Consider the following 19,446-nt stretch of genomic DNA (forward strand, 5'->3'; position numbering starts at 1 on the left):
ATTAATAGAAAGAATCTGTAAAAATAAAAACGCTACCAATGAATTATAAAAGAAATTTGAAACTAGCTACTACAGCATTAGTTTTCAAAAAAACGTTTCACAATGACGTAAATCTTTCCTGTAAAGCAAATTACAAAGCACTATATATCTACTGTATCTAGAGCACTAGCCAAAAAGTACAATCTTCTTAGACAGACATAAAAAAAGACGCTGGTATCGTTCCCCAACGTCATTTTTTGTACTATTCGTTTAAGGTCTGTTTATTCATTCAAGGCTTTTTTCAAAGCCTCCAGATTGTTTTTCATCACACCAAGGTAATCCAGGTTCTTCTGTTTGTCTTCATCTGTCAACCCTTCAAGCGGATTCAGTACATCGGTTTTTGAACCGATTTCAGTAGCTACGGTCTCAGCGACCTTCGGATCAACAAGAGTTTCAAAGAAAATCGTTTTAACATTATTTTCTTTGGCAAATTTGATAATACCCGCCAGCTTGTCCGGTGTAGGCTCTTGCTCTGGAGATAAACCGGCAATGGGTACTTGGGTTAGACCGTATTGCTTAGCCAAATAGCTAAAAGCAGCATGCTGCGTAATAAAGTCTTTACGTTTTACATCTTTCAGACCCGTTTTGAACTCGGTATCCAGTTCTTTCAGCTTAGCGATATAAGCATCGGCGTTTTTCTCATAATCAGCTTTGTTTGCCGAATCGGCTTTTACAAGCCCTGCTTCTATAGCTTCTACTTCTTTTTGAGCTAAGACTGGATCAAGCCATACATGAGGGTCCAGCACATGATCGTGATCATGGCCTTCCTCTGCGTGTGCTTCTTCTCCTTCTTCCTCCTCAGCAGTCCCTTCCATCAGGTTCAACCCTTTGCTCGCTTCAACTACAACACGCTTATCGTTGGACGCGCTGCTCAAAGCCTGTTCTGCCCAACCTTCGACAATACCGTTATACACAAATACGTCAGCATCCTTAACCTGTGCCATATCTTTGGCGCTCGGTTCCCAGTCATGCGGTTCAGCACCAGCAGGAATCAACGCGGTTACGTTAGCATGGTCTCCAGCAACTTGCTTCGTGAATTCATACATTGGATAAAAAGTGGTGACTACATTCAGCTTTGTTTGTGCCGCATTCGGCTCGGTTTGGGAAGCATTTGTAGCTGCATTATCCGATTTGGCTCCGCAGCCAGATAAAATAAGTGCTAGTCCCGCAGACAATACAAATGATTTTTTGAACCATGTATTCATATTCATAACTCCTTATGTGTTAGATTTTTTAGTAAATTCTCACTGTGATTACACTCACTGGCCTGTCGCATTCTTCCGTCGGGAAGCCTGTTGCTTGCCCAGCTTACGGACCAGCTTTTGAATACCAGCTCCTACAATCAGGAATAATAACAGCACCATGGCAATCGTCCCCCCTGGGGGAGTACTGAGTTCATATGATGCCGTTAAACCCATAAATACGCCGATCAATGCAGTGACCATAGATATCCAGATGGCTGCCGCGAAGCTCGGTGCAATTCGAATCGCCAGCGCAGCGGGCAATACGATTAGCGAGGAGACAAGCAGCACACCAACAATCGGCATGGCTGCGGCTACAATCATCCCTGTTAAAATACTAAATGCAAATGAAATGGACTTGACAGGAAGACCATTGGTCTTCGCCGTTTCTTCATCAAAGGTAATCTGATACAAAGGACGCCGGAATACAAAAAAGAAAATACCTCCGATCACAGCCACTACAATCATCAACATCAGCTCTGTCTGATTGACCGCTACGACCGAGCCGAACAAATAAGCGGAAAACCCTTTGTTGATGCTCTGATTCAGATTCATTAAAATAACAGCCGTCGATAGGCCACCTACCATTATAATAGCCACAGAAATCTCACTATACGTTTTATAAGACCTGCGAACGTATTCAACGATAATCGCGCCGATTACGGCAACAACAAATCCGGTTATCGTCGGGTTAATGCCTAAATAGGCACCCGCTGCCACCCCTGCCAGCGATACATGCGATAGCATGTCCGCCATGAGAGCCTGACGCCGCAGCATCAGGTATACTCCAAGCACCGAGGCCAGCAGTGCAATTACCCCACCGGCACAAAATGCCCGCTGCATGAAGTCGTAGTGCAGCATTTCCATCCGCCATCTTCCTTCCTTTCAAGCTCAATAATTCGATCCAGATAATGTTGTACTTCCGATAGTCCATGGGTCACCATGACCACAGTTCTTCCATATTCCTTAACCTGCTGATTCATCAGATCGTAGAAATGATGGCGGCTTTCCTGATCCATGCCGGTCGTGGGCTCATCCAAAATGAGCAAATCCGATTCCTGAGCGAGCGCTCTCGCCACACAAATGCGTTGCTTCTGTCCACCGGACAATTCGCCGATTTTACGGTGACGCAAATCCCACATGCCTACCTGACGCAGCGCCTGCTCAGTCAGATCATGATCCTCAGACCGCATACGGCGTAACCAAGAGCCATGAGTATATCTTCCTGAACGGACAAATTCCAAAATCGTACTTGGAAATCCGCCATTGAAGGCAGCAATTTGTTGGGATACAAAGCCGACAACAAGCTTTTTGCCTTCACCTGTACGGTTAGACATAAACACCTTGCCCTTCCAAGGCTGAAGCAAGCCGAGTAATAGTTTGAGCATGGTTGATTTGGAAGCACCATTCGGTCCGGTAATAGCCACAAATTCTCCCGAAAAAATTTCAACATTGGCATCCACCAAGTTAGGAACATCTCCGTAGCCAAATGTGACCTGTTCCAATGAGGCCAATAACATGACGCAAATCTCCTTTTCCTTTAAAAAGCCTGGAGCCATCTGAGCGATCATCATTTGCGCAGATTCTCCAGGTCGTTTATGATCATTAAACCATCTACCGTAATTATTACGATTTGGTAATAAAAAAATAAGCGTTTGATAAACGTAACCTTTACGCATTAGCAAGTTTAACAGTTTAGGCAAGGTTCGTCAATGTTTTGGCAACTCTTTTGTTTGTTTACTTCATTTTGTCCGGGTACAAGCCTTCAGCCAAGGTTTTCAGTGCAATCGGTGCACGTACACCTTCAGCTGCCGCGGATAATGGCAGGACTATAAACCGTTTGTTTTTGATCGCTTCCACACCAGCCAGCGCAGGCTTGCTCAGGAGCAGCTTCTCTTTATCAGCCAGTGAAGTATCACCATAGTCGAGGATGACGATCACATCAGGATTACGATTCACAACCTCTTCCCAGCTTACCTCGGTAAAACTTTTGTCGATATCATCAAAAATATTTTTCGCCTTCACACTTTCAATCAAAGACGTTAGATAATTGTTGGCAGCCGTAAAGGGCTTGTCTTCTCCGCTGTCATAAACAAACACCTTGGGTGCCTGCTCAACAGTACCAATTTGAGTCTGAATGGACTTCACTTGTTCACGAATGTCATTTACCAGCTTTTCTGCACGCTCCTCAACCCTGAAAATACGCCCAATATTTAGTATATCCTGATATACATCTTCTAATATGGGACCCGGCTTGTTTGAGGACTCCTGTACATAGGTCAGCACCCCTTGTTTGGCTAGCTCCTCACGGGAACCCAGATTTTTATCATTAAAGGCACTCTTCCAGCCTGCATAGGCAAAATCCGGTGCAGCAGCCATAAACACCTCTTTGGACGGATATTGTTCGGCAAGTACCGGAATTTTGTCATATTGATCCTTATATTTCGGTAAAATCTGATCATCCAAATACGCAGTTCCTACCATAGAGGATTCCAGTCCAAGAGCCAGCATAACCTCAGTCGCGTGCTGGTTCAGTGTAACCGCGCGTTTGGGCGCCTCGGGAGATGCCATTTTAACGCCCATGTTCTCAAGCTCTACCGACGTCTTATTGGTTGCCGATTGCGATGCAGCAGGTTGCTGCCCGTTTGCCGATGGATCGCTTGTTTGAGCCGTGTTTCCTGCTGCGCAGGCTGATAACAACAGCATCATCGCCAAAGCGATCATAACCAGCGGTAACGCGGGCTTGCTATATTTTTTCATATGTACCGTCTCCTCTTTTATTTGTAGTTTATCTTACCTCATCATATCACCTGTTCTGTTCGCGTCATGGATAGCCTCCTCTCCTGAGAGAATCCGGTAAAAAGGTAATATTCGGCTTCCCGGTTTTTGGATGAATACAGATTTCTGTCTCCACCCCGAATACACTCCACAGCAGGTCTGGCTGAAGCACATCCTCTGTTATGCCGGAGGCTACCACTTTGCCTTCTTTTAATACATACATTCGATCACAATAAAATGCCGCCAAATTCAAATCATGTAGTGCAGCTAGCGTAGTTATCCGAAGTGTTTTGACCAAATCCAGAATTTGCAGCTGATACCGGATGTCCAGATGATTTGTTGGCTCATCCAAAACAAGAAATTTCGCCTGCCCGGCCAAAGCTCTGGCGATCAATACCCGTTGCTTTTCGCCGCCAGACAAGGTGGCAAAACCCTGATCCGCCTGAGCATTCATGCCTACCCGCTCCAGCGCCTGCTCGACCAATTCATGATCGGCGACAGTATCTGCTTCCAGCAGTTTCTTATGCGGATGGCGACCCATCAGGACGATGTCCCGTACTGAAAAATCAAACGTTTGCGGCGCATCCTGACTCACCACTGCCATTTGTCGGGCCGTTTCTTTATACTTCATCTGCAGCATATCTTGGCCATCCAACGTAACCAAACCACTGTCAGGCTTTAGCACACGATACATATTTTTGAGCAACGTCGATTTCCCGCTGCCATTCGGACCAATCAATCCAACCAGCTCCCCTGCTTTTACCTGGAGACAGATGCCGTCGATCAGCCGTTTATCGTGAATACTGAAGGTGACGCTTTCGACTTCTATATTCATTTTTCGCCTCCAAACGAGTAGGAACTACGACGCAGCAGCCACACAAAAAAGGGTCCTCCGCACACAGCCGTTACAATACCAATCGGCAGCTCCTGTGGAGCCAGCACGAGCCGGGCACATACATCAGCCCACACGACAAAAATAGCTCCCGCCAACAGACTGACGGGCAGTACACGCCGATGATCTGATCCCACTATGAGCCTAACGATGTGCGGAATCATAAGCCCGACAAAGCCAATCGAGCCACTCACTGATACGACTGCCCCGGTTAAAAGAGACGCCACAACAACCAGTAATACGCGGAACGTCTGTACGTTCACCCCTAGCGTTACTGCGGTTTCTTCACCCGTTAGCAAAGCATTCAGCGAACGATATCGGGTCAGGAGGACTACCGTTCCAACGGCTACAATGAGGCTTGGAATGAAAAGCGTGTCCCATTGAGCACCTGCCAGACTTCCCATCATCCAATACATCGCGTCACGAATGCCTTTTTCATTCGGGGCCATCGTAACGATAAAGCTAGTCACAGCCGACAGCATCATGGACACCGCCACTCCTGCCAGCAATAAGCGGGTCGTCGATATGCTCCCAGCCACACGGGCTAACGCGAACACCATAAGCATTGCAGTTAACGAGCCTATAAAAGCAGATAAAGGCAGCGCAAGTCGTCCTAAAAATCCGAAAGCTCCGAACACAATTACCAACGTGGCTGTCACCGAAGCCCCAGACGAGACTCCTAAAATATAGGGGTCCGCTAACGAATTACGAATTAATGCCTGTATAGTCGCCCCTGTAACAGCAAGTCCTGCTCCTACGACAACACCTAGCAGCACGCGTGGAAAGCGGATTTCCCAAACGATATATTGCTCAGGCTTGGTCCATGTCACGGGTATCCACTGGTCCAGCCAGGGAAGATGAGACAGTGCAATTCGCCATATCGCCCCCGGTGCGACAGCTACAGGACCGAGCATGACTGCGAGTGTCACCGATAGCAACAGCCCAGCAGTCAGCAGCAGAATTGTTGTAAATCCCCAAGTAGACTTGCCAGCTAGGTGTGCGCGAGAATTATGTTGTGATGGATTAGGTCTTGATGGATTAAAGTTGCTCGTTCTCGAAGTCATGAACTACTACTCAATGGCTTTTCGGCCGCTTCCAACTTTCTCAATTGTTCCTCGATCTCGGAAGCAGAGAAATTCTCACCCATGACAACCGCTACATCGTTCACTGGCTTTTGCGGGCGGATCGGAATGATTTCCAGCTCCCGATAGGCAAACTGAAACATCATCTGACCCTCTGATTCCAGAAACCGCACAATTCCTTTGGCCCGGTAAATTTCAGCTGGCAAACTGCGGAACAACTGTTCAAACTCGGAGCGTGGCACAGGTTGTCCAAAGAAATGCGTGTGAACCACTACGTGGTCGTAGGAATGATAATGCTTCCCATGTTCGTGGTCATGGGCGTGATCATGGTGATCATGAGACTGATGGTCAACGTCCATACGCTCCTCTCCTTGAGTGGAGAAAAAAATACCCGCGTCCACGTCACTTCGTTGCGTGCTCACAGTCAGAGCATATGGATTTAACTCTTTTACGAGGGCCTGTACTTTCTGCAACTCGCCCGCAGCCAATAAATCGGTCTTGTTAATAATCAGTTTGGAAGCGCACCGAAGCTGATCCTGCATCAAACGAAGCGACTTGCCTCTCTCGTTCCCCGAGGCAAAGTCCAGAAATTGACGCGCGTCTATGACCGTGATAACGGATTGTAAAATCATAGAGGAATAGATGGAGGCGTCTGTCACTGCATCTACAATTTCCATCGGGTTAGCTACTCCAGTACATTCTACAATAATCACGTCCGGCTTATATTCTTCAGCAAGATTCATGAGCTCGACGCCCAAATCCCCGCGAATAGTACAGCATATACAACCACTGAGCATTTCCTTCATGGGTGCTTGGCCATTCACCAAACTGCCGTCCAGATTAACATCACCCAACTCATTCATCAAAATGGCTGGCTTGAGGCCCTTCTCCTTGTAGTAAGCCAGCGCATGCTGAAGAAGAGTGGTTTTACCGCTACCCAAAAAACCGGATAAAACAACTATCGGTATCATATAACCCCTCCTTGTCTTTACAACATTTAATATGGATCGTACCGTAAAAGTTTCCTTCTTGCAATCATTTATTGGATTTTAATCGTAATAATTACTAATAACAAACATAAATATATATGACCACTCTTTGAATTGTCAATATAGGAGGTGAGACAAGCACAATCCAGCGGGCATGATTGTCCCCCTACAGACATAGGATGTAGATAAGAACCCTTATTCCCAAGGAGACGTGGAATGAAAAACAGTACGCTGTTGAAGATGCTGCCTTTTATGATTCCGTTTGCCTTTCTCATCCCTGTGCTTGTCACGCTATCTCCCCAGTGGCTTCGTTTGTTAGATATGGGCCAGCTGCAACCGTTAAAAACGGTATTTATGGGTATTTTTCTGGAAGCTGTTCCGTTTCTCCTTATCGGTGTACTCGTCTCATCCCTTTTGCAGTGGCTTGTACCGGAGACATGGATTCGCAAAATAGCGCCTGCGCATCCTGTACCGGGTGTCCTGCTGGCCTCCTTACTAGGTATGCTGTTTCCCATCTGTGAATGCGGCATGATCCCTGTCGTTCGCCAATTAATGCTCAAGGGAATGCCTGCCTATATGGGTATCACTTTTATTTTAAGCGGGCCCATTATCAATCCCGTGGTACTGGCTGCGACGATGATGGCTTTCCCTTCCCATCCCGAGGTCACTGCCGTTCGAATGGGTTTGGCTTTTGCCGTCTCCGCGATCATCGGGCTGATCGTGTATGCCTTTGTGCGAGTGCATCCGCTCAAACGGTCGTTGCTCTCTTTTAACCAGCAAAAGCAGAACAATCAGACTCATCGGCATAGTCGCACATGGCGGGGCTTTTTTGTACATGCTGGTGACGAGTTTTTGGACATGAGTAAATATCTCACTATCGGCGCATTATTAACAGCCTGCATTCAAACCTTCATCCCACGTGATGAGATGCTTTCGTTAAGCAACGGAACGGTCGGATCGTACGCCTTTATGATGGGTTTTGCCTACATACTGTCGCTATGTTCCACCTCCGATGCCTTTGTAGCCACTGCTTTTTCACACACCTTTACACTAGGTCCGCTGGCAGCCTTTCTTGTACTCGGCCCGATGCTAGACTTCAAAGGCACGCTCATGCTGCTAAGCACCTTCCGCACTAAATTTGTCGCCATCCTGGGCTTGCTCATTGTTTCACTCGTCCTCGTGGGTTCTATAGCTACAGAATGGTTATTGGGGAGGTGAATACAACCGTGAATTCAACCTTTAGCATCCGCTGGCAATATGGTATGCGCTCCTTGCTCCTAATCGGATTGGCTGTGTACATTATCTCATTAAACCGTACGAATGCACTTCATTACTACCTAGCTCCCCATATGCAAAAGCTGCTCCTACTCTGTCCTGTACCACTCTTGTTCATCGCATTGGCGATGGCATGGCACGGAATCATCGGAGAGCGGGACGGTGAGGATGTATGTGATTGTGAGCATCCGTTGCCGCAAAGCTGGTTCAAAAAAACACTCGTATATGGAATGCTGCTCATCCCACTCCTGTTCGGTTCTCTGCTGCCCAATCAGGCACTTGGTAGTGATATGGCCGCCAAAAAAGGCATGTCCTTCACGTATCCCAATCCGGATATCCGACGAAAAGCAGATATACAGACCACAAAAGCATCCACCTCCTCCCTTTTATCAACTGCATCTTCTGTCCCAACTTCGCCCCCTCCAGAGGGAAAATGGAGTCAGGAAACGCTGGATAAGCTGTTCGTTCCGCCTGACAAGTACAATGTAGAATTCGCTGAGCTGGCGAAACGCCTGTATCAGCAACCTATCATACAGATCAAGCCGGAGGTTTTCTCCGAAACTATTGGCGCCATTGAGTTATATAAACAAGCTTTTGAAGGAAAAAAAGTACAGGTGACTGGCTTTGTCTATAAAGACGACAACCTGCCAGGTAAAGGCCTATTTGCAGTAGGAAGATTCCTCGTCATGTGCTGTACTGCCGATGCCATGCCATTCGGGATCATCGTCCAATCCCAGAAGGCCCCGTCCTTTGACAAGGATACCTGGGTGACCATTGAAGGAACACTGCATGCCACACAAAAGGGCAACGTTCCGGTACTTGAAATTCGATCCGAAAAAATAACCGCTGTCGAGCAGCCAGAATCCCCTTATGTCTATACCCAAGCAGACTCGGTAGCTACCTTTGATCGCTTGAACACAGCACACTAAACCCATCAAGGAGGAAAAATGATGAACAAAGTTCCTGTTATTTTAATCAGTGGTTTTCTTGGAAGCGGCAAAACAACACTGCTTTTACGCCTGTTAGCCCATACTCGCCAAATTCCCCTTCGTGCTGCTGTTTTAATGAACGAAATGGGTGAATATGATGTAGACAGCGCTATAATTTCAGAGGAAATGCCTGACGTAACAGTAGAAGGATTGCTAGAAGGCTGCATTTGTTGCAGCAAAAGAAATGAGCTGGCAGGGGCTCTGCATACCCTGCTCAACCAGAAGCCAGACCTGATCTTCATGGAAACCACCGGGGTAGCCAACCCCGAACAAGTACTGGAGGAGCTTCGCTCCCCTCTACTGGCAGATCGGCTTTATCTGGTTCACAGCATCAGTGTTGTGGATGCTGAGCTGTTCCATGAATACAATAGCCGCTTTACGGCTGATAAAGAACTGGTTCGCACCCTGCACGGACAACTGCGCACCGCAGACTTTATTGTGGTGAACAAGACGGATGCAGCAAGTAGCCGTGAAGTGACGAAGGTCGTCAAGAGCATCCGCAAGCTCAACGATACGGCCAAGCTGCAAACTACTGAATATAGCCGAGTTGACCTTGAACCACTACTAGAGCCTGTTCTGGCCTCCGCATCCGTTGCCGCGAAACCCATACAGACACTTCAACCTGCACCTGCACAAGTCCAGTCCACCGATGCAGGTGTACCGTCCGTTTCCATTCCCGTCAAAAGTATCGGAAGCACCAGTAGTGTCTCCAGAAGTACGGCTTTCAAAGTTATTGCGGCACACAGTCATAACCACGATCCTAAGCAGCCTCATTCGTTCTCCCGTCTGGAGAGCCTAACGCTGCATCAATATTCTCCTCAGCCACTCGAAAAACAACGATTGGAAAACCTTTTGACCGGGTTAGGTTCCTCGTTGCTTCGTGCGAAAGGTTACTGCGTGCTTCCTCAGGAAGGTACAATGCTTTTGCAATTTTCAGGAAATCACTTGGAGTGGCAGCCTACTGCACTTCCTGTGAGCCAGGGATATGTCACACTCATTGGAGAACAGCTTGACAAAGCCTCCATTACCGATCAATGGGAACAGTGCTTCGTGTCGCTGTAATCGACATATTCGGCTCGTAATGATGAAAATTTCCTTTGGTATGTCTACGAAATTAATAAGGCTGTTCCTTTGACTTTTAAAAGTCAGGGAACGGCCTTTTTTTCGTAACTATCATAAATTTGCATATAAGCAGTATGTACCTTATAGGATGCCATGTTGAAAATTGGGAATAAAAAAAGCTGTCGAGAATGTCTCGACAGCTTGAGTACGACTATGCAGAGTTATACATTTATTGCTTGGCGATGTCTCCTACTCTCCCAGGACCCTTCGGCCCAAGTACCATCGGCGCTGGAGGGCTTCCCGGTTAATTCAACAAAATGTTATGGAGTATGATGACTAAAATATTGAAGCGTTCCGGTTGGATAAGAGTTCCACTCTCCTGGAAGATTATAAGAGGAGGAACCGGACTTAATCCCCGATTTTCGGATAATAGTACCATTATTCGGCATAAATTGCGTTTTTCCGTTAGGATCACCTAAGACGTCGATCGTTACACCGTTCTTTTTCAGGACATAGCCTGTCGTTACATTGGTATTCGTTTCTAGTAACATCAATTCATCATTATAGTATGTCGCAGGAACAATGTCGAAAAAGTCATAAAAGATGGAATCGATATATATATAAGGCATGCCTTTCCAAAACGAATTAATAGGCTGGCTCCACACCTTGGGAGTATTTGTAGCTAAATTGTATTGATGAATCTCAAGTGAGTATCCTGCATTTTCTATAGGTTTAGAAGTATCTCCTACCGGATTGTAAAACAGCTCAATAGCAGTACGGGTTTTATCCACAGATAGATACTGGGAAAAATATAGATCCTCCGGTCCTTGAGGATTTGAGGTCACTTGGAATACAGCGGCAGATCCGTTCGCCCCGATTACCCAGAAGTATTGAAAAATATCCCCGTTCCATGTCCAAACCGTCCCATTAAGAGGGATTGGCCCAGTAAAGGTGGAATCTGCCGTACCCGAATAGATTTTAAATGAAGTTTCACCCGGGAACACTGTTGACATGTCATAAGTAATCGGATCTTTAACCCCTTGCTTGGTTCGGATTTGAACAATTCCATTCGTCGCAAGAGGAGCATTCGTTACCTGAAAATTATAGGTGGCTGTTCCGCCATGCCCGTCATTCGCAGTAATCGTTACCTTGGTACTTCCTGTCTGATTACCCGGAGTAAGAGTCAACGTTGATCCGTTAACCTCTGCATTTACCATACCGGTTGATTCAACAGTAGAAGTAAACGTCAGGGCATCCCCGTCAGCATCACTGAACAATTGAGATAGGTCGTAGCTTCTTGCATTCGTAACTCCTGCAGTCAACACTTGTTCATAAATGGTCGCATCTACTTGAGGCGGCTGATTAGAAGATGGGTTAGACGAACCGGATGATTGGACACTGACCTGGAATGTGGTTGAAGTTTCCCCTCCGCGGCCATCCATAACCTTGATTTCTATGATTGTCGTCCCTGCACTTAGTGCCTGAATTTCCAATTGAGCTCCAGTGATTTCCGCCGAAGCAACGGACGGATCAGAAGAGGTTGCCTTAAAGGTCAACGTATCCCCATCAGGATCAGTAAAAACGGAACCTAAATTGAGTGAGTAGACCGCACCACCTACAGTAAGCGACTGGTCGGCAGGTTTAGTTTCTACTGGATACTGATTCTGTGGAGGTCCAGCCGTGACGGTGGTTTTGAAAGTTTCGATCACTTTCCCTCCCCAGCTATCTGTTGCTTTGATCGATACCGATGTACTACCGATCGTTAACGGTGTAAGAGTAAGCATATCTCCATAAACGGCAGCCGTCACAACAGTAGGGTCAGAAATGCTATGAACATCGTAAGTTAAAACATCGCTATCAGGACTGGAAAAGAAATCATTTAAGGACAATTGAATATCGCCTGTATTTATTTCTTTCATCTGATCCGGAATCCCTGTGGAAATCGGGGATTCATTGACGGTAACATCAAAATCAGTAGTGACCTCGCCCCCGCGGCCATCTTTTGCTTTAAGCTGAATCGTTGCTATTCCTGAGGAAACTGCATGGACCGTGGCTATGTATCCGTTAACGGATACAACAGCAACTGACGAATCCGAAGATTCTGCCAAAACGTCCACAGGGTCGCTATCGGGATCGTGGAATACCGAAGATAAATCCAGGATATAATCCACATCGCCTAGATTCAGTGTCTGATTACCCGGCTTCTGGTCTATAACCGGATTTTGGTTAGATACAGCAGTTACTTCCATTTGAAACGACTGGCTTGTGCTACCTCCATGGCCATCAGATGCCTTAACAGAAACTGATGTGCTGCCAATTTTTAACGGTGTAATGGTAAGCGTGTCTCCATTTAGCACTGCATTCGCAACCGAAGAATCGGAAATATCAATGCTGTATGACAACGAATCCTTCTCATGGTCGGTAAAGAAGTCGTTTAAAGATAATTGAATGTCGTCTGAATTGATTTGTTTCGTCTGGTCCGGAATTCGCAAGGATACCGGAGGTTCATTAACGGTAATATCAAAATCGGTCTTAACCTCGCCTCCAAGGCCATTTGCCGCTTTTAGCTGGATGTTTGCTGTTCCTGAGGAAACCGCATGAACTGTGGCCTGGGTTCCGTTAACGGAGACCGTCGCAATGGATAGATCCGAGGATTCTGCCGAGATGGTTAGCGGATTGCTGTCCGAATCAAGGAACACCGGAGATAAATCCAGGATGTAGTCCGCATCGCCCACAGTGAGCGTTTGGTTGCCAGGCTTCTGATTTACAACCGGATTTTGATTAGGTACTGCAGTTACAACCAATTGAAACGACTGGCTTGCGCTGCCTCCCCGACCATCGGATGCTTTGACGGTAACTTGGGCATGCCCTACAGCTGCCGGAGTTAATACCAATTGATCACCCGTCAGGGTAAAGGTGGCAATGGAAGGATCATCGATCGCAACCTCATAAGTCATAGGATCATTTTCAGAATCCGTAAAAAACGATCCTAAAGATAAGGTTACGTCGCCGCTCCCCAACTGTTCGTTTTGATCGGGGATACTCAATGAAACAGGAGATTCATTGACACGGACCTTGAAATTCGTTCCCGCTTTTTTCCCGGCCTGGTCATCTGCGGCGATCGTAATGGTCGCAGTCCCTTTGCCAACAGCCTTGATAAACAGGTTTGTTCCCTCTACTCGGACTGTACTGATTTTTGTACTAGACGACACTGCCGTATATTTGAGCTCGGACTGCTCCTCGTCCGTAAAATGACCAAGTAAGTCAATCTGAAGTTCAGAATCGCCCACCGTTACGGCTTGATCGTCATATTTGGTCACTAACTTCGGTGCTGTATTGGTCACAACCGTAGAACGCGAGCTACCAGAAGAAGTTGTAGTGACTCCAGTGACTCCAGTGACTCCTGATACCGTCGAAGAAGACACACCTACTGCAAATGAAGTATTCGTGACTTGGCTGGAGGAGCTTACACTAATATTTGCAGCAGAGTTATTTACTTGTAAATTTGAAATAGTTCCAGCTACCTCCAGACTGATCGGAGAGGAACTGTTCACAGCCAATGTATTAATGGAGGCCTGGCCTGTCAGAGCTACGGGCTGATCACTGTTGACCGACAGTTGCTTAATAATCCCCTGCAACTCTACTTGCTTGGCACCGGTAAGAACATTCAACTGCTGTATCGTTGAGGATGAATCATTTTCAATCGTTGCATTGGAAATCAACGACATTTGATCCACCGTCGAATTTCCTTGAATGACTACGTGGACATCCTGTTTGGATACCTCGACATCCTGCAGCTCAGATGTGTTAAACAATACGGTGTTCTGGTCACCGCCCTGAATATATGTTTTTCCTTGTACCGTAAATTTAGAGGCATAGAAATCATGTTCAAGGCTTGACGTAACTGTAAAACTATTTTTGACATTCAAATTCATAACCGAAATGTAATCACCGTCAATAGTTAAATCTCCGTCAATCGAGGAGTTATGACCATCTAATACAAGATTGCCGCTGAATTCGGAAGCTTGCCCTATCGGAGCTTGCCCGCTCGCATGGATGACCAGTTTGGTGATCGATTCAATGGTCCGCTGTGATGCTACAAATTGAATATCTGCTCCTTTGAGAATCTCTTGGTTAGAGGTTTGCAGGATTCCTTTAACTGAATCCGAGAGTTTATATTCAATCCCGTTAATCCAGGCCTTTCCATCCTCTACTTTTTGGAGTTGGACTACATGGTCCTTAGGGAAAAAGGTAGACATCATATACTGGGCTATATCTTGGCGCTGAACGGACGATTTAGGTTTGAAACCGGACTGATCCGTCTTCATGGAGCCCGACTGTAAAGCCGTATTAACGTATGGCCGTGCCCACGGACTGACCCGATTCCAATCAGTAAGTTTAGCAGACTCCGTGGCGTCAGCTGTAATAGGAAGCCCGGCGGCCCGCATAAGCAGAACCGCAGCCTCCTCTCTGGTAACTGCCGCTTTGGGTCTGAATTTGGAGCCGTCGTCTCCATTCATGAGTCCTGCACGATGTACAGCCTCAATATAGGGACTCGACCAACTTTTCGGGTCTACATCCGAGAAACTGCTGCTTGCTGCTTTAGAAATAGAAAGTTGCAGAGCTTGAGTTAATAGAACCGCCATTTCTTGACGGGTCAACAAATCCGTTGGCCGATAGGATCCAGATGGGTCACCATGCAGAAGTCCAGCTTCAATGGCTCGCAGGATGTTTGTCTTTTGCTCTGAAGCAATATTATTGATGTCTTTAAAAGGCAGACTGGCCAGAGCTGCTCCGTTTGATGCACCGCTGGCAGCAGATGCAATCGTCTGCAAAGCCGTTGGAGCAACAAGTGCAGCCAAGGCTAATGTAATCAGCCATTTATTAGGTTTAGAACTCATGATGTTCCCTCTATTCTTTGTATTCATTATGGTGCCTCACTACTAAAGATGCCGATATTATCCGTATAATCGGTTCCTTCATCAAACCATTCACTTGCCTCGTAGTCTGCATTTCCATGGGTAACATCGGATTGTCTAGCTAAAGTGGTATGAGGCTGAAACACTGCCGTATCAATCAACTGATTATCGTAATAAAGCGATAAAGTAACAGGTGCTGAATCATCGTTATAAAATCCCATGTCCGTGAAGTAATCTACATGCGCATCACCAAAATACATGGTATCTCCTATCACGAAAGTAGCTCCACCTGGAATAAAAGCACCAGCGTCTTGACTTATTTCGATCGAATTTCCACTATCACTGCGTTCAATTCTAATTTTTGAAGCATCCAATTCCTCAGAACCCGCATTATAAAGCTCAATAATTTGCATCATAGAGTCGCTCTCCCCCCATGCCAACTCGGAGAAGAAAAGTCCCTTCTTTTCTCCAGCAGTGACTTGGAAGATCGTTTGAACGGTTCCCCCCTTCCCATCATCTGCGGTAACTGTGACTGTAGCACTTCCCACTGCAAGCGGAGTAATTCTCAGTTGGTCGCCTGTAACGGAAACCGTTGCTACGCTAGGGTCCGATGAATCAGCGGAATACGTCAGTAAGTCCAAATCTTCATCTGCAAAAGTTGAAGCAAGTCCAATAGTTGTGTCCACAGCACCTGCTTCTGTAGAAACATCATTAATCGTGCTTTGAACAACAGGAGCGTGATTAGCAGCAGGTGAAGGGGTCACCGTTAGAGTGAAATTCGTATCCACTGTACCCCCGTTTCCGTCATCTGCCGTTACCGTAATCGTGACCGTACCCGCGTTCACTGGCGTAATTTTCAGCTCGCTTCCGTTTACTGCTGCTGTTGCCACGCCCGTATCCGTCGAGGTTGCGGTGTATGTCAGCGCGTCGCTGTCTTCATCTGCAAACACACTCGCAAGGCTCACCGTCTTAACTCCATCCGCGGCTCCTGTCGTCACATTGCTGATCGACGTTTCCACCGTCGGCGCATGGTTCACGGCTTCCGGAATCATAGGCGTAACCGTTACGTTGAACTGGCTGTTTATGGTCCCGCCCTTGCCGTCGTTCGCCGTAACCGTGATCGTGGCTGTTCCGGCGTTCATCGGCGTGAGAGTCAGCTGACTTCCATTCACTGATACCGTCGCTACGTTTGTGGCTGAAGTTTCTGCTGTGTAGGTCAGCGTGTCTCCATCAGCATCGGTAAAACTATTTGCCAAATTAATCTCTTTAGGCTCATCTGCTGCATTTAACGTAATATCAGTAAACCCGGTAGTAACGCCTGGCGCATGGTTAGTCACTGATTTTGTTGAAGTTCCACCTCCGGAGGAAAATGTCACGCTGCTCGACGTAACTGTAGTCGGTTCTTGAACCGTTCCGTCAGCGGACTGAATTTGTCCAATCTGCTTTTGTACTTCGCTGTAATTTTGGATAACTTGTGAAACGGATGCATCTTTAGGCAGCTTAATCATTTCAACTTTAAAATTCGGGTTCAATGTCACTTTAGCGTTTGCGTTGGCAACTTGAAGCTCCCCGATTGTTCCGGTTCCTTTAATAGAAATACCATTGCCGGAATTCACATTAAGATGGTTTACGTTTCCATTCAGCTGGATATTAGAAACACCGTCATTAAGCTCGATTACTCCTTTGATATCCCCTTTAATCTGAACACCATCACCTAAAATTCGAAGCAGGCTGCTTTCCGGTAGACCATTGGTGTTTAACACAACATCTTTTTGCACGATTTCTAATTGTTGCAGCCCGTCCACATTACGATTGCGCGAATTAAACTTTAATTTAGCTCCTTTTAGCGCATCTTTATTGGAGTTTCCGATTAACTCTTTCAAATTCCCCTCTATTAAATAAGGAACATTATCGATTGTTACAATGTCCCCATCAATGCTATTGATCGTAGCTGTTTGCTCTTGAGATTTGAAAATATCCAGCAGGAAAGGAGCAATATCCTCCCTTTTTACTTCACCGGTGGGATTGAGCTTGCTGTCATGAATGTCAATTAAACCCAGGCGAAGTGCTGTATCTACCGATCCAGCTGCCCATTGGCTTACCAAGGACTGATCTTTGGGTAAAATGCTTGATCCGCCCTCTGCATTAACCCCTCCGACTGCACGAACAAACACAGCTGCCAGCTCTTCACGGGTAACAGGATCGTTCGGACGAAAGTTTCCTAATCCATCCCCGGATAGAAACCCGGCTTTTTGTGCGGCTTCTATATATGGGGCAGCAAATTGTTTACTTTGCACATCTTTAAAAGTAGAAGAACTCGAAATAGGGTCCAATTTTAAAGCTCTGACCAATAATACTGCGAGTTCCTGACGAGTTAATGTTGCTGAAGGGCGAAAAGTTCCATGAGGATCTCCCGATAAAAGCCCTTGGCGTACAGCTTCTTGGATGGCCGCCATTTTATCACTCGTCACATAGGATGTATCTGAAAACAAATTATTGGTAGGCGTTGCAGCGTAAGCAGAAGTACCAAACGCCGCCTGAAGAGCAACAAGAGCGGCTGCCCACTTAAGTGAATAAACTTTCAATGGTTCTACCTCCTAATTTACTTTTGAGTAAAACGACCCTATTCGATCTTCGAAATGTTTCTACATAATTCAAAGATAATAAAGCTTATTCACTGTATTTACCGATAAAAATGTGTTTATATTAATCTTTTATTCATATATTTGTCGAAAATAAGTGATTTATGTCGTTTTCAATTAATATACATGAAACCACTGAACCAATTCTGAACAAAAGCTTATCTATAATGATGCCTAGTTGTATCAAGTCTCTAACTATATCCTTCAAATAACTTATTTCCGCAAATGATTTATCGGAACCCTCCCTTAATCGCGACTCTTGTGCTAAAAAAAATAATCGCAGGCTAGATACCTGCGATTATTTTTAAATTAAGACAGCCTATGCGAAGTATAGAATTACGTTTTAAAATGATTAGTTACCAAGATTAGCAATGCCGCTACTGAATATCTTAAAACGTTATATTCGTATCTTTTTTTCATCATAACCCTCGTCGACTATTGTTCATCTTCATTTAGCATTAAAAAGCAGCAGCTTCATGGACTGTTACAGAAGAGTGTTAAATTCGAGACTTGAAAATACATTTGTTATTCGCGTTGTTTCGGATGTAACTATCCGTAAAAAATAAAAAAGCTAGGTTTACGAATTATTGGCATAATCCGTAAACCTAGCTCTCGACGAGTCTTACTTAAGGTTATATTTTTTGTTAAAGCGATCCACACGGCCACCGATATCCACGTTTCTTTGTTTACCAGTGAAGAACGGGTGGGAAGCGGAGCTAGTATCTACACGGATAACTGGGTATGTGTTGCCATCTTCCCATTCCATCGTTTCTTGCGAATATTTAGTGGAAGCACTCAGGAAAGTAAATCCACAGCTAGGGTCCAAAAAGATAACTTTGTTCAATGTTGGATGAATATCTTTTTTCATTAGTTTCACCTAATCTTTCATGTAGTTTTAGTTTCAAACTCAAACGTACTGGCGCAATACTCCATCAGTTGGCAAAAGAAACGGTTATGTCCCAGAAAAAAAGACGACAGATCATAACGTTTGCGCTCAAGCTCGTAAACGACAAGCAAACGATGCCGCATATACGCATCGCCCATTGCACGAACGCTCCGGATCTTTCGTCAGCCTTCATCGTTATATAAGCATATAGTGAATGGTCCTCCGGCTCGTCCCAAATGCTGACACCAGCACAGGAGAACTCGGTAGCCACGTGCTTTCGATTCAAAAGGCAAAGCGTACCATGTAGCTTGGCATCTATCATACAGCCTTGAAAAAAAGCCGTTTTCTTAGGTGCAAGCTTTAACTTTGGACGCTCTGTCCACTGGACTAATTCAAGTTTTCGCCGGTTCCATAACGCAGGCTTTTGCAAACTTAACAGGCTTCGCTCAGGAAGCAGAATCATTCAGGTTGCTATGCAGCAAACCTCAAATTATCTAGTTTCACGATGGATCGTGTACTTTTTCAGACGCGGAGAGTATTTTTTCATTTCAAGACGCTCCGGATGATTTCTTTTGTTCTTGGTTGTTGTATAGTTGCGATCACCGGATTCGGTGCATGCCAAGGTAACAATTACGCGCATTTCTCTTCCTCC

Annotated in this window: 15 protein-coding genes; 3 read left to right on the forward strand and 12 right to left on the reverse strand. The window is 45.8% G+C overall.

Annotation, left to right across the window (positions count from 1 at the left end; translation table 11 throughout):
* Positions 1–260 precede the first annotated feature (260 nt).
* The 7 genes from WA407_RS03340 to WA407_RS03370 form a co-directional block, all read right to left on the reverse strand.
* Positions 261–1,244, reverse strand: coding sequence for a metal ABC transporter substrate-binding protein (locus WA407_RS03340; RefSeq protein ID WP_336076785.1), 984 nt, complete (start codon positions 1,242–1,244; stop codon positions 261–263).
* A gap of 54 nt (positions 1,245–1,298) precedes the next feature.
* The gene (locus tag WA407_RS03345) at positions 1,299–2,147 is read right to left on the reverse strand and encodes a metal ABC transporter permease (protein WP_061831372.1); all 849 of its coding nucleotides are present in this window, start codon (positions 2,145–2,147) and stop codon (positions 1,299–1,301) included.
* Positions 2,093–2,800, reverse strand: coding sequence for a metal ABC transporter ATP-binding protein (locus WA407_RS03350; RefSeq protein ID WP_025724201.1), 708 nt, complete (start codon positions 2,798–2,800; stop codon positions 2,093–2,095). The genes WA407_RS03345 and WA407_RS03350 overlap by 55 nt, the downstream gene beginning before the upstream one ends.
* A gap of 217 nt (positions 2,801–3,017) precedes the next feature.
* A complete protein-coding gene (locus tag WA407_RS03355) occupies positions 3,018–4,040 on the reverse strand; it encodes an ABC transporter substrate-binding protein (RefSeq protein ID WP_336076786.1) in 1,023 nt (340 codons plus the stop codon).
* A 64-nt stretch (positions 4,041–4,104) separates the two neighbouring features.
* A complete protein-coding gene (locus WA407_RS03360) occupies positions 4,105–4,893 on the reverse strand; it encodes an ABC transporter ATP-binding protein (RefSeq protein ID WP_336076787.1) in 789 nt (262 codons plus the stop codon).
* On the reverse strand, positions 4,890–6,014 hold the full coding sequence (locus WA407_RS03365) for a FecCD family ABC transporter permease (RefSeq protein WP_336076788.1): 1,125 nt from the start codon (positions 6,012–6,014) through the stop codon (positions 4,890–4,892). Before WA407_RS03365 ends, WA407_RS03360 begins: the two co-directional genes overlap by 4 nt.
* Positions 6,011–7,003, reverse strand: a complete 993-nt coding sequence (locus WA407_RS03370) for a CobW family GTP-binding protein (RefSeq protein WP_336076789.1) — start codon at positions 7,001–7,003, stop codon at positions 6,011–6,013. The genes WA407_RS03365 and WA407_RS03370 overlap by 4 nt, the downstream gene beginning before the upstream one ends.
* Before the next feature lie 234 nt (positions 7,004–7,237).
* Between WA407_RS03370 and WA407_RS03375 the strand changes: the two genes are divergently transcribed.
* The 3 genes from WA407_RS03375 to WA407_RS03385 are packed head-to-tail and all read left to right on the forward strand — an operon-like array spanning position 7,238 to position 10,347.
* Entirely contained in the window at positions 7,238–8,239 is a 1,002-nt protein-coding gene (locus WA407_RS03375) for a permease (RefSeq protein ID WP_336076790.1), read from the forward strand.
* 8 nt (positions 8,240–8,247) lie between these two features.
* Positions 8,248–9,225 (forward strand): TIGR03943 family putative permease subunit, encoded by a 978-nt coding sequence (locus tag WA407_RS03380; protein WP_336076791.1) that lies wholly within the window; start codon positions 8,248–8,250, stop codon positions 9,223–9,225.
* Positions 9,226–9,243: 18 nt separating this feature from the next.
* On the forward strand, positions 9,244–10,347 hold the full coding sequence (locus WA407_RS03385; RefSeq protein WP_336076792.1) for a CobW family GTP-binding protein: 1,104 nt from the start codon (positions 9,244–9,246) through the stop codon (positions 10,345–10,347).
* 320 nt (positions 10,348–10,667) lie between these two features.
* On the opposite strand, the gene WA407_RS03390 is transcribed toward WA407_RS03385, so the two are convergent.
* The 5 genes from WA407_RS03390 to rpmG form a co-directional block, all read right to left on the reverse strand.
* Positions 10,668–15,248 carry an S-layer homology domain-containing protein gene (locus tag WA407_RS03390; RefSeq protein ID WP_336076793.1) on the reverse strand — a complete coding sequence of 1,527 codons (4,581 nt, stop codon included), beginning with the start codon at positions 15,246–15,248 and terminating at the stop codon, positions 10,668–10,670.
* A 26-nt stretch (positions 15,249–15,274) separates the two neighbouring features.
* Positions 15,275–17,851, reverse strand: a complete 2,577-nt coding sequence (locus tag WA407_RS03395; RefSeq protein ID WP_336076794.1) for an S-layer homology domain-containing protein — start codon at positions 17,849–17,851, stop codon at positions 15,275–15,277.
* 679 nt (positions 17,852–18,530) lie between these two features.
* The gene (locus WA407_RS03400) at positions 18,531–18,776 is read right to left on the reverse strand and encodes a type B 50S ribosomal protein L31 (protein WP_013310118.1); all 246 of its coding nucleotides are present in this window, start codon (positions 18,774–18,776) and stop codon (positions 18,531–18,533) included.
* 64 nt (positions 18,777–18,840) lie between these two features.
* Positions 18,841–19,257 (reverse strand): hypothetical protein, encoded by a 417-nt coding sequence (locus tag WA407_RS03405; RefSeq protein WP_336076795.1) that lies wholly within the window; start codon positions 19,255–19,257, stop codon positions 18,841–18,843.
* A 27-nt stretch (positions 19,258–19,284) separates the two neighbouring features.
* Positions 19,285–19,434 carry a 50S ribosomal protein L33 gene (gene rpmG / locus WA407_RS03410; protein WP_007430271.1) on the reverse strand — a complete coding sequence of 50 codons (150 nt, stop codon included), beginning with the start codon at positions 19,432–19,434 and terminating at the stop codon, positions 19,285–19,287.
* Positions 19,435–19,446: the final 12 nt, after the last annotated feature.

Origin of the sequence: Paenibacillus sp. 203, from assembly GCF_037027525.1 — a bacterium.
Lineage (GTDB): Bacteria > Bacillota > Bacilli > Paenibacillales > Paenibacillaceae > Paenibacillus > Paenibacillus polymyxa_B.